The organism is Aquimarina sp. RZ0 (genome assembly GCF_008370685.1).
GTDB lineage: Bacteria > Bacteroidota > Bacteroidia > Flavobacteriales > Flavobacteriaceae > Aquimarina.
This window is the reverse complement of record NZ_VTZU01000007.1, coordinates 122,635-134,849: the sequence shown is the minus strand read 5'-3', so window position 1 is coordinate 134,849 and position 12,215 is coordinate 122,635. Positions and strand designations below refer to the sequence as shown.

At 31.8% G+C, this 12,215-nt stretch carries 8 protein-coding genes; all 8 read right to left on the bottom strand.

Annotation, left to right across the window (positions count from 1 at the left end):
- Positions 1–224 precede the first annotated feature (224 nt).
- Positions 225–821 (bottom strand): hypothetical protein, encoded by a 597-nt coding sequence (locus F0000_RS04780; RefSeq protein WP_149623557.1) that lies wholly within the window; start codon positions 819–821, stop codon positions 225–227.
- A 2-nt stretch (positions 822–823) separates the two neighbouring features.
- Positions 824–2,353: a polymorphic toxin-type HINT domain-containing protein gene (locus F0000_RS04775; RefSeq protein WP_149623556.1), complete on the bottom strand. Its 1,530-nt coding sequence runs from the start codon at positions 2,351–2,353 to the stop codon at positions 824–826.
- 12 nt (positions 2,354–2,365) lie between these two features.
- Positions 2,366–4,189: a type VI secretion system Vgr family protein gene (locus F0000_RS04770; RefSeq protein WP_149623555.1), complete on the bottom strand. Its 1,824-nt coding sequence runs from the start codon at positions 4,187–4,189 to the stop codon at positions 2,366–2,368.
- Positions 4,190–5,120: 931 nt separating this feature from the next.
- Positions 5,121–6,992, bottom strand: coding sequence for a tetratricopeptide repeat protein (locus tag F0000_RS04765; protein WP_149623554.1), 1,872 nt, complete (start codon positions 6,990–6,992; stop codon positions 5,121–5,123).
- Between the two features lie 876 nt (positions 6,993–7,868).
- Positions 7,869–9,668, bottom strand: a complete 1,800-nt coding sequence (locus F0000_RS04760) for a DUF885 family protein (RefSeq protein ID WP_149623553.1) — start codon at positions 9,666–9,668, stop codon at positions 7,869–7,871.
- Between the two features lie 175 nt (positions 9,669–9,843).
- Positions 9,844–10,656: a M23 family metallopeptidase gene (locus F0000_RS04755; protein WP_149623552.1), complete on the bottom strand. Its 813-nt coding sequence runs from the start codon at positions 10,654–10,656 to the stop codon at positions 9,844–9,846.
- Between the two features lie 544 nt (positions 10,657–11,200).
- Positions 11,201–11,416 (bottom strand): T9SS type A sorting domain-containing protein, encoded by a 216-nt coding sequence (locus F0000_RS04750; RefSeq protein ID WP_149623558.1) that lies wholly within the window; start codon positions 11,414–11,416, stop codon positions 11,201–11,203.
- A gap of 200 nt (positions 11,417–11,616) precedes the next feature.
- Positions 11,617–12,213, bottom strand: coding sequence for a hypothetical protein (locus tag F0000_RS04745; protein WP_149623557.1), 597 nt, complete (start codon positions 12,211–12,213; stop codon positions 11,617–11,619).
- Positions 12,214–12,215: the final 2 nt, after the last annotated feature.

Genomic DNA, 12,215 nt, shown 5'->3' with positions numbered 1-12,215 from the left:
AACGCAATCAAATTATATAACAATAAAAGATTACATTTATCTTTAGACTATAAAACACCTAATTACGTGCACCAAAGTGCCGCTTAAATTTTAATATTAATCTGTAGCCGTATTTTAGGACGTGACAAAAATTTGTAAAAAAGATAACTTGTTCAAGATTTTATTCATCTTAATCTAAAATGAAATATCAGGAGAATAAAAAATATAACATAAAACTTTTATAATCAATCTGGTATTTCATTAATACTTTCCGCTATTTGTATTTGTAAATCCCACATAACTTCTGTATCAATAATTTCTTGATTTTCAATTTGATCTTCACCCCCTAAAAACAGTGAAATTTTATGTGCGATACAAAATGCTGAATCTAACTCTTCTATATTCATAAAACTCAGAGACAGCTTAAAATCATCTGAATAAATTATTTCGTCTTCATTTTCTAAAAATTCTTCCGATAAAAAGTCATTTAAAGAAGTATCTTCCATAGCAAAGTATTCACAGGTCGCAGGGTCAAATATGTATATTGTATCATTTTCTTCGTTTACAGCTAAAATACAACCTTGCCAAGTCATTGCATAGCAAAATAATTTGTACTTAAATTCTGGAAAATAATTTGTAGTTATAAGATTCGTCCATTTATAGGCATTTTGAAAAGTTAATATTTGAAATAACCCATTCTCGAAAACATCACCGCCATTTTTCATTAATAATTCATATGCAAAACCAAATGAATTATATTCATTTAAAAAGTCTTTTTTTTTTATTTTATTATTATCATTAAAATGAGTGATTACATATTTTTTCTGAATATTCTTTAACATCATTATTGTATTTTTACATTCCTTATTATAGTCCCAGCAGGTAAATCTTTTATTTGATTCTGTATTTGTCTACCAAAACTTCTATTTACACTACTATCCAATGCTTTCATATTTGATACATCATCAACACCTCCTAATTGCAATTCTACTGTATGGTCAACATCTTGTCCTTTTTTAACTTTCCCTCCTTTTTTCTTAAATGTTTTTCTTGTTCCTGATTTTCTAGCGGGGCTTTTTACAACTTTTGTTGGCGCTTTAGTTAAAGCCTCTGCTTTTTCTTTTGCTACTTTTTTTTGTGTTTTAGACCAGTCATCTTTAAATTTTAATGTCAGGTCATATACGCCATCTTTGATTTTTTTTGCAGAAACTTTTAAACAAGCCTTAGTATTATGCACCAACCATTCCCAAGCTCCTACAAAATAGGTATGCCAATCCGCTACTTCAAAGTTATATACTTTCTTTTTGCTATACAAGAAATTGGTAGCTTCTATACGTTGCCACTTTCCGTTTTTTGTTTTTACTTCATCTTCTTTCGTAAGATCAGCAGCATCTTTCCATCCGGAGCGGGTATAAAAAGGATGCTCCGCAGTGGTTTCTATAATTTCTGTACCAAGTGTAAGCTCAATAGTCGCATCTATTTCTCGCTGCATGATTGTAAGCACAGGCTTAAGATCACTCGCTCCTGTCTCATCATTATACGCCCAGACTAGATCACCTTGCTGTATATCTTCGATATTTTTATGTCCGTCTTGTACTGCTATTTTGGTCCCTGCGGTAAAACAGGCAAAGACGCATACTTTTCCTGTTTTAAGAGCAATATTGTCTACTGCTTTAGCTGCGCTTTTGGCAAATGCTTTTCCTGCTCCTTTAGCCAGTTGTTTGGCTCCGGCTTTGGTTCCTAATTTGGCTACTCCTTTAGCAGCAGATTTTGCAGTGGCTTTAATCCCTGCCTTAATTCCTGTTTTAGCAGCTGTCGATGCTGCAGTAGTGGCACCAAAACTGATTAATCCAGCAACATCTAATACCAGAAAACCTATATTCATTGCCATCATCCCCCAATTTCCTTTAGCTCCTTCTCGTACAGCTCCTACAATACTCCCTATTACTGGTATTAATTCTACCGTATCCCACCAGCCCCAGCCACCTTCATCTTCTTTCTGCCCGTGTTCTTCTATCAATTTGTCATACTCCTCTGGGGGGAGTTTGATCTGTCCGCTAGTAATAAACTCTATCTTACCTCCGGTACCACAAGGTAATTTGCTTTTGTATAGGATTGTTTCCTGTCCTTTTACCTTTACCTTATAAGTATCTGTCCAATCAATAGGTGCGGGCGTACACGGATTTCCATTTTTTACAGTACAGGCTCCAAAGGTTGGAATATTAGTCATCGGGATTTTATCTGCCTTCGTAGTAACCAAGCAGTTATTGATCTTAATATGCGTATTATGTGTAGGAGCAAACGGTGCGGGTGCTGCACCCTTATCACATAACATCAGTGCATCTTTTACAATATATTCTAAATCATTTGGCATAAGACTGTTCGTTTAGAAAATATCCGTATCAGAAGATTCTACTTTGATTTTGCTACCTCCTTTAACATTAATTTTATCACCATCAAGGTTGATAGAAGTCTCTCCTTTTATATTGGTATCTGTTTTCCCATTAAGGTTAGTGCTTGCGGTTTCACTAGTAAGCGTAATATCCTTCTTAGCACTAACTCCAATTGTTTCATCCACGACCTTTAATCCAAAAGACTTTTGTGCCTTCATACCAATCGTTCCTTCTCCTCCATCTTCATTAGGTTTCGCTTCTATATTAATACTATTCCCAGCTAGGATATTAATATCTGTGGACATTAACGTCAATTTCTTAGGAGCTTTTATGACAATTTCTCCATTACCTTGCATGACGACTACATTACCACTGGGGTCCGCCATAGTAATACTCCCATCTTTATCATTCATAATCACTCTATTTCCACTACGAGATTGGATAGCTTTGATATCATTATTATCACTCTGGAACGCTCCCGGCTGTGCGCCTCCTGTATACATACTGCCCATAACATAGGGTCGTTCTGCATTCCCTACTTCAAATCCTACTAATACTTCTTCTCCTTTTTCCGGGATAAAATGAAAGCCTTTTTCACCTCCTGCATGTGGAGAAACTACACGCAACCAAGGTGTTAGTTCTCCATACGGTTTTTGCCAGGGAAATTGCACGCGTATTCTGCTAATTCCATCTGGATCTACATTTTCTATTACGGTAGCTACCTGAGTGTCGCTCTTGGGGAATGACATCATATCCGTTTTAGGATACACATCCAGTTCTGCCGTAATCCCTTCGAACTCGTTGTTGTATTTTCCGTTTTCAGAAACTGTATGGGTTACTTTGATAATTCTAAAAGAACCATAACCCGTCAGACCATCTTGTATGGTCACTACATCTCCCAGGCTAACGCCTGGGTTATCGCTAGATCCTTTCACAATAACTTGTTTTGCTTCTATGGCTTTGGTCTGCTGTTCTACCTGGGTATCCAGTCGGTTTTTTAATTGAGCATCATCATAAGAATTGATATATACGCTGGTTTCTTTGGCATACAGAGTATTGCTTTTTTCACTGGTAAATTGATTAAAACCATTCACCCCTGTATTCACTTCATTTGTTGATTTTTCGTGCTGCTGATCTGTAATATAATCATTAGTACAATATCGATACTTATTTGGTTTGGGAGCTAATTTTAAAGAGAATTCCTGCAAATCCATTCCATACTGAAGAGGTACTGCATCATATGCTGCGCTACCAAATACTAATTTCTTTCCATCATAATAAAACCATTCGCTATACTGTGCTGCCAGTCTACTTAGATATTGATACGAACTTTCATTTTGCTGTACACTATAATGTATGGTTTCGGTTTTTACAGGATTAAAGACTGTCTCTAGCTTAGAGATATCATATCCCTGATATGTTTTTTGTAATATGTCTAACATACTTACATCATTATGAGAAGCATAATGAGGACCATCATCAGAAATAATGCAACTACTCTTTCCTGAGATTGCAATTGTATCGCCTCCAGAATGCAGAAAACCTTTTGTTACATCCACTGAAGTAACAACACCCTTAAATTCTAATTCCTTATATCCGCTTGTAAACCCTAAGGCTCCAACTTGAAGTATAAAAGACTCTCCCAGAAAATTTTTGGTTTCTGAAGCCATCTCTCCCGATAGGTTTTCCAACACATCTGCTCTGCATACTAATCGGAAATCATGATGGCTATCAATTTCTTGATGTAATCTGAATGTTTTAAAAGCCGTAATAGCGGTACCGCCTATAAAGATCTTTAACTGAGATTGAAGTGCCATATTCTTTTGTTTTAAAAATAAAAATCACTTAGCAATTTAATATAAATACTCTCATATACAGCTTTTTAACCAGTTAACCGACAGAATACTTCAATCAATAGATTAATTACAAATTTAACATTTATTTAACCAGTAAAAATAACTAAAAAAGGGGTATCCCCCCTCCAAATATACTATCTAACAAAATAATGTATACAGAAACCACTCTCAAAAATCTCCTTTTAAGCTTTTTATACGATTTATAACTAAAAATTTCGCATATTCATCGTTTCTTTTTCCTTTCTACTTCGTTTAAAAAATAAACCGTAGCTATAGCTATGCTTGATTTTTTTGCCTTGCATAAAGAAAAAATAATTCAATGAATTTATACGAATTTTTTAATCACAAATCGTATTACGCCATTCTTAGATGAAATTATCATAAACTGAATCTAATTATTTTTTAATTCAGACCAGAAAGAAAATTCATACATAGTAGTACTGTTGATGCTTTTTATTGGGAAGTGTGAAACAAAAAGAAATGATGATAGTAGGTAATTTTATTTGACAATTGCATTGCACACTATTTTTGAATTATTACAAAGCCAATGGGATCTAGTCTATATCAGAAATCTTTAATTCTGATTAAACACAAAATACTGACAAATAGCATTTTATAAATTCACTATAAAAAATGCTTTTTTTGACTCGATAATCGAGATTTAAATGCTTGCCCGAAATCGAAATATTTTTTCAATAAGTGCTTCGTGGGTTTGCCCCGAAATAGTTTACTCAATTTTTGGCTTTTTCTTACTTCGTAACACTTATATGAGATGCAAAAAACATTTCAATTAAGCAAAAAAGCCTAAATCACTTCAGTAAACGAATATCACTTCACCATATAAATATCAGAAGACCTTTTTGATCCCTATTTTCTTTATAGGATCACGGATTTAAACAAAACTAGGTTTTACCTGTACATTTTTAATTTCTATAGTTAATATGGTGCCTCTCGATACAACTGAATCAATCTGAAGTTTTCCGTCAAATTTTTCCAGTCTATCTTCAATGTTTTGCAATCCAATGCCTCCGGTACTACTATTGATATTGAAACCGTTACCATTATCTTCAAACATAATATGAATCGTTTTATTCAACAAATTTATTTGAACATCTATTTTTGTTGCTTTGGCATGTTTTAATGTATTAGTCAGCAATTCTTGAATAATTCTGAAAATTTCGACTTGAATTTTACCTTTAATACTATTTACATCGTCTGGAGGAAATGCGTTAAAAACAATTGCTAGATTATGGGCTTTTCCAACATTATTCAAATATTCACTTATAACATTTGTAAATTTATTATGATAAAACTTTTCGGGCATTAGATCATGTGATATTTCCCTTATTAACTGATAGGTTTCATTGATTTGGTTTTTAATGACATTAAATTCATCATCCTGTACCTTAGCTCCATCAAATTGTAATTTTATAGCGGCAAGATTTCCTCCAATACTATCATGTAATTCTTGCGCAATACGTTTTCTTTCTTTGTTCTGAATTTTTAGGGAAGCTCTTATTAATTTTAGTTCTTGCTCACGTATTAGAGAATTTATTTTTTCTATACTAATTTCTTCTTGCTTTTTACTGAGTTTGTTTTTTGCAGTAAGTTTTTGGTAATATACAATCAAAAGAAAAATGCTCGGTATCAAAACAATTAAAAAAGCAATACTCATCATTTGCTTATTCTCCTTTTCTGACACAAGCTGATTTTCTTTTAATTGTTGATCTTTTTTTAGCAATTCAATCTCTTTCTCTTTTTGTAATATTTGAAATTTTACTTCTAATTCTCTGCTTTCTTTATCTCTTTGAGTTTTTACTAATGAATCTTTAAGTCTAACGACTTGAATAATAGTCGCATGTGCTTCCTGATAGTTACGCTGAGCAATAAATGAGGTATTTAAATTTTCTAAAACCTCGATTTCAATATCAATAAATCCTTTACTTCTAACCTTTTTTAATGTATTCTTATAGATAGAAATAGCCTTTGTATACATTTTTTTTTGGTGATATGATTTACCAATAGTAATTTCTGAAAGAAGTATAAACTTTGAATTACTATTACTATTACCAAAATTTGTTTTTGCTAATAATCCATATTCTATCGCTTTATCTAACTCTCCCATATCAAGATAACAGGCGCTAATACTTTCATAACAGTATCCTCTTGCCTTATGCTCAATAGGCGCACTACAGGCTTTTTGTAAATACATAAGAGCCTTATCATATTGTTTCGTTTTTGAGTAGATATATCCCAAATTATTATACGCAAAATATACCGTATGGTTGTTCTTATCTATCGCAATACTTTTTTCATAGAGTGGAATCGCTTTATCATATTCCTTTTTATCTGTATAATAATCTGCCAATCCTCTTATATGGTGAACTGAAACTTCTTTACCTACATATCCTTTTTCGTGAAGCTCAAGTCCTTTTAAGTGGTATTTCCCTCTTATATCAGTAAGACCTTTATGTCCATAGCCCACAGCCAGCATATTATAGGCTTTACTCAGCATAGCATAAGAAGATGAATCTTTCTTATTTATTGACATTTCATAAATCTTATTCCCATAACAAATTGTAGAATCCGGAATTTCTTTCTCCATAAAATATCTTCCTAAATAATTTAAAGCCTTCACATGCTCTTTTTTATTAGCAAGAATTGATTTGACTAACGGATAGAAATCATCATAATTAAGTTCATTGATGTTTTTTAGTCTTTTTTCTAATTCCTCATATCTATAGTTAGTTTCCTGGCAAAACATATTTATACCGAAGCTAAATATTAAAAATGGAGCTATATATTTGATCAATATTTTCAACTTAGAGTCTTGATTACATGGTAAGATAGAATAGCTATAATTCTGGTTTTATTCTATTATACTTCGTTACTATTTTACTTGATTTCTAAAAACACTACTGCCGCTAAATCTACTTTATTACCAGAATTCATTACAAAAAATAAATCTTCAATTCTAACTTTATACGATTTACGAATAAAAATTTCGCATCTAATGATACGATTTATAACTAAAAATTTCGCATATTCATCGTTTCTTTTTCCTTTCTACTTCGTTTAAAAAATAAACCGTAGCTATAGCTATGCTTGATTTTTTTGCCTTGCATAAAGAAAAAATAATTCAATGAATTTATACGAATTTTTTAATCACAAATCGTATGACATTCTTTTTCTACTATATTTTCTTCATAAAATGAAACAATAGCCATGGCTATTCTTTAATTTGATTCATCAATCTAGCGAAAAATCCTTGCCATTATTTTTACGAAATTCTCATCCGTAAATCGTATTACTTGAAAAAAAGAAAATAATATGTATTTCATAACACTAGATTCGACACACAAAACAAGTATTATTTTCACGTTTTATAAAAATGAAAAAGGGTACTAGGATAAGAATCGACATAATACCATTTCTACCTTAAAATTACCCATTAAAATTTGTTCTTTTCCCCTTATGCTTCAAAATAAAAATTAACCGCTTGGGTTATGCTGAACTTTTCTTTTTTGCTAAAAGAAAAAACAACTGTATTTTATTTGGGTAATTTTAAAGCAAAAATGGTATAAAAAACAGGCAAAGAGAAATTATAATATATCTAAGGATGATCCCCTATCCAAAAAGATTATTTACTGGAATTAATCCAATTATTGATTTTATCTTCTAACAAAGCTAGCGGAACACAACCTGTTTCTAAAACTTGATTATGGAAATTACGGATATCAAATTTATCCCCCAAAGCAGTTTCTGCCTTTGCACGTAATTCCCTAATCTTCAACTGTCCGATTTTATATGATAAAGCTTGTCCGGGATTCGCCATATATCGCTCAATTTCAGAAATAATACCTGCTTCTGACTCCGCTTCATTATCCAAAGAATATTGAATAGCTTGTTCTCGTGTCCATCCTTTTGCGTGCAATCCAGTATCTACCACTAAACGAATTGCTCTGTGCATTTCTGCTCCAAGCATTCCAAAATATTGGTACGGATCTGTATACAATCCTAATTCTTTGCCTAAAGATTCTGAATACAACGCCCACCCTTCTCCATAACCGCTATACCATAAGGTTTTTCTAAATTTCGGCAATTCTTTGCTTTCCTGAGTTAGCGATATTTGGTAATGATGACCAGGAATTGCTTCATGAAGGAATAAAGATTCATCGCTATAGACATTATATTTTGTAGCATCGGGTATTGGCGTATAAAAAATACCAGGTCTTGTACCATCTAATGATCCAGGGTTATATTCTGCACTAGCTGATTTTTCTCTAAATGCTTCGGTACGACGAACTTCAAAAGCTGTTTTGGGCTTCACATCAAATAGTTTTTCGATTTGTGGTTTCATACGATCATGAATCGCATTGAAATTATCAAGTATCTGCTGAGGTTCTGTAAATGGCATTAATTCTTTTTTATTACGAACATGATCGAAGAAAGATTTTAAATCCCCTTCAAACCCAACTTCCTTTTTTATTTTTTTCATTTCTTCAGAAATGCGTGCTACTTCAGAAAGTCCTAAACTATGAATCTCGTCTGCAGTCATATTTGTAGTGGTATACAACCGTATTTGATGTTGATAAAAAGAGGCTCCTTCAGGAATTTCAGAAATCCCTGAACTTGTCCTTCCGGCATCCATATACTCCGCACTCATAAACTGATATACGCTTTTATATGCAGGAATAATTTTCTCTAAAATTGTTTTATTGTAGGATTCAACGAGTATTTTCTTTTCTTCATCAGTAAACTCTTTCGGGAAATTCTTTACAGGAGTATAGAAAAGGTGCTTATCCAGCTCTTCAATAGTCAGTGCTTCTAATTGAGGTACTACTTTTTTAATCAATGACTTAGGAAGCACAAATCCCTTTTTCATTCCTTCTCGCATTTTTGTTTCTGCAGATGTCATCCACGCTAAATATCCATCCAGACGCTTTAACCAATTATTATAATCTTCTACAGTTTTAAATGGTTGCGCACTTGCTCCACTAGCCAATTGCCCTACGACCAAATTAATAGACCACATCTGATCAATAGGAAAATAATCCTTACGAAAATTAAACCCAGCCAAGTTCATATCACATTCCCATTGTAATATCTTCTTTGTCATTTTTTGACTGTCAGATAAATCTACATCTGCAAATTCTGTTAATTTAGTTTTATAAGCGTGATAATATGTTTTTAATTTGCTTACTGTTTCATCTGCTAATGGATTAGGAAACTGATCATTGTAACGATTATCTCCTGCAAAAGTAGCTTGTACAGGATCAAGTTTCAACCCTTCTTCATAATATTCATCCAGCATCTTATTAAAATCTGCACTGGTATCTTTTGGTGATACTACAACTGTTTTTTCAGTTTTTGAAGTATCATTTTTACAGGAAATAAAAAAAGCGGATAGACAAATTATCAATAATATTCTCTTGATCATCTCATTACAATTTTGCATAAAAAAAATAAAACTCATTTCTATAAAAGTTAATTTAAAGCTAAAAGTAAACATATAATGTCATCACTTAAGTTAAGGTTTTCTTAATGAAACAATAGTATTTTTAAACTCAAACATCGTTTTCTTAATATAGACATTGTAATAGGATCAGTTGTTATCAGTACTTTCTAGAATACTCCTTCCTTTCTTCTAATAGCAGCGCTTGTTTTCCAGCGTCTATTAAAAATTTTGTTGGTAGTGTTTCTCGTTTCGTAAATCGCTGTAAAAAAACTATGAAATGAAGATGAGGTCCCGTAGACCATCCAATATTACCGCTATACCCAATGAATTGACCTGTTTTTATGGCATCTCCAGCTTTGACCACAGCTCCATTTTTTTTGATATGGGTATACTCTGCAAAGGTTCCATCAGAATGATAGACCAATATATAATTATTAAACTTTGCACAATTGGCATCGGTACATGTTTTATTAAAACCCTGTTCTACCAACACAACTACTCCCTCTCTCGCCGCATAAATTTTGGTACCTATTGGCATTCTAAAATCCAACGCATATTCATCTTTATGTGAGATCGCACCATTATACCCCTGAGTTACTACGTGACTCGTACCTTTCTGAAAAGGTAACTGATATTCATAATCTGCATCATATATTTTTTGTAAATGATTCCCATGATTATATCTCACACCAAACCCTAATTTAATCGCTTTTCGAATTTCGATCACTGTCAGATCTGCAATATAGTACTTGGTTGTTTGCGCTGGAACCACGATAATTTTACTAGTACCAATACTTGATGTGAGGTTATCTATCTTAAAATTTATCTCTACAGAAACAGGGCTATATTCTCCATTATCTGCAAAAACTGTATATCCTTTTTCTCCTTCTTCATAATATACCTTAAAATTTTTCTGGGCAGAAGAGGATATTGTCAAGATACTTATCAAGAATACTATAAATCTTTTCATCCCTTATTTTTTTTCCAATTACCATATAAAAAATAAGGTTTTTATTTTATAATTGCTAAGATACCACCCTCCATCTTAAAACTATTCGATAAGATTTGCTCCTGTCATACGATTTATAACTAAAAATTTCGCATATTCATCGTTTCTTTTCCCTTTCTACTTCGTTTAAAAAATAAACCGTAGCTATAGCTATGCTTGATTTTTTTGCCTTGCATAAAGAAAAAATAATTCAATGAATTTATACGAATTTTTTAATCACAAATCGTGTCATTCCTTTTTTGGTTTTAAAACACTCAAATAAAAAACAACAATTTCTTGTTTAGAAAAAAAGAAAATCAAGGTATAATCCATAGCTACGACTTGTTTTTATTTTAAAATATACAGAAAAAAGAGAAAACTTTATAATGGGTATATTAAAATCGAAAATGGTATGAGTTGGTTCTCTAAAAAACAAAACAGGCTGCAAAAATCTTTTTTTACAGCCTGAAATAAAATCTTACTATGAATAATTGTTACTATAAATATAGTTATAATGCTCTTTTATTTACTCTTTGATAATCTTGACAGTAGTCCCTTCCTTTTCTGCTTTTAAGAAATACAGCCCTTTTGCATATTTGGATAAGTCAATTGAAGAACTATTTCCTGTATTAACAACCTGTCCCAGATCATTTATTAGCACCCATTCATATTCTTTAGAAAGGTTTATAATTCCACTAGTTGGATTAGGATAAAAAACTGCACCTGTATTATCAGAATTTATAAAAGATTACATTTATCTTTAGACTATAAAACACCTAATTACGTGCACCAAAGTGCCGCTTAAATTTTAATATTAATCTGTAGCCGTATTTTAGGACGTGACAAAAATTTGTAAAAAAGATAACTTGTTCAAGATTTTATTCATCTTAATCTAAAATGAAATATCAGGAGAATAAAAAATATAACATAAAACTTTTATAATCAATCTGGTATTTCATTAATACTTTCCGCTATTTGTATTTGTAAATCCCACATAACTTCTGTATCAATAATTTCTTGATTTTCAATTTGATCTTCACCCCCTAAAAACAGTGAAATTTTATGTGCGATACAAAATGCTGAATCTAACTCTTCTATATTCATAAAACTCAGAGACAGCTTAAAATCATCTGAATAAATTATTTCGTCTTCATTTTCTAAAAATTCTTCCGATAAAAAGTCATTTAAAGAAGTATCTTCCATAGCAAAGTATTCACAGGTCGCAGGGTCAAATATGTATATTGTATCATTTTCTTCGTTTACAGCTAAAATACAACCTTGCCAAGTCATTGCATAGCAAAATAATTTGTACTTAAATTCTGGAAAATAATTTGTAGTTATAAGATTCGTCCATTTATAGGCATTTTGAAAAGTTAATATTTGAAATAACCCATTCTCGAAAACATCACCGCCATTTTTCATTAATAATTCATATGCAAAACCAAATGAATTATATTCATTTAAAAAGTCTTTTTTTTTTATTTTATTATTATCATTAAAATGAGTGATTACATATTTTTTCTGAATATTCTTTAACATCA

What these genes read in the sequence shown, in the direction of transcription:
- F0000_RS04780 (WP_149623557.1), bottom strand. Translation starts at nt 821, where the DNA reads ATGTTAAAGAATATTCAGAAAAAATATGTAATCACTCATTTTAATGAT.
- F0000_RS04775 (WP_149623556.1), bottom strand. Translation starts at nt 2,353, where the DNA reads ATGCCAAATGATTTAGAATATATTGTAAAAGATGCACTGATGTTATGT.
- F0000_RS04770 (WP_149623555.1), bottom strand. Translation starts at nt 4,189, where the DNA reads ATGGCACTTCAATCTCAGTTAAAGATCTTTATAGGCGGTACCGCTATT.
- F0000_RS04765 (WP_149623554.1), bottom strand. Translation starts at nt 6,992, where the DNA reads ATGTTTTGCCAGGAAACTAACTATAGATATGAGGAATTAGAAAAAAGA.
- F0000_RS04760 (WP_149623553.1), bottom strand. Translation starts at nt 9,668, where the DNA reads ATGATCAAGAGAATATTATTGATAATTTGTCTATCCGCTTTTTTTATT.
- F0000_RS04755 (WP_149623552.1), bottom strand. Translation starts at nt 10,656, where the DNA reads ATGAAAAGATTTATAGTATTCTTGATAAGTATCTTGACAATATCCTCT.
- F0000_RS04745 (WP_149623557.1), bottom strand. Translation starts at nt 12,213, where the DNA reads ATGTTAAAGAATATTCAGAAAAAATATGTAATCACTCATTTTAATGAT.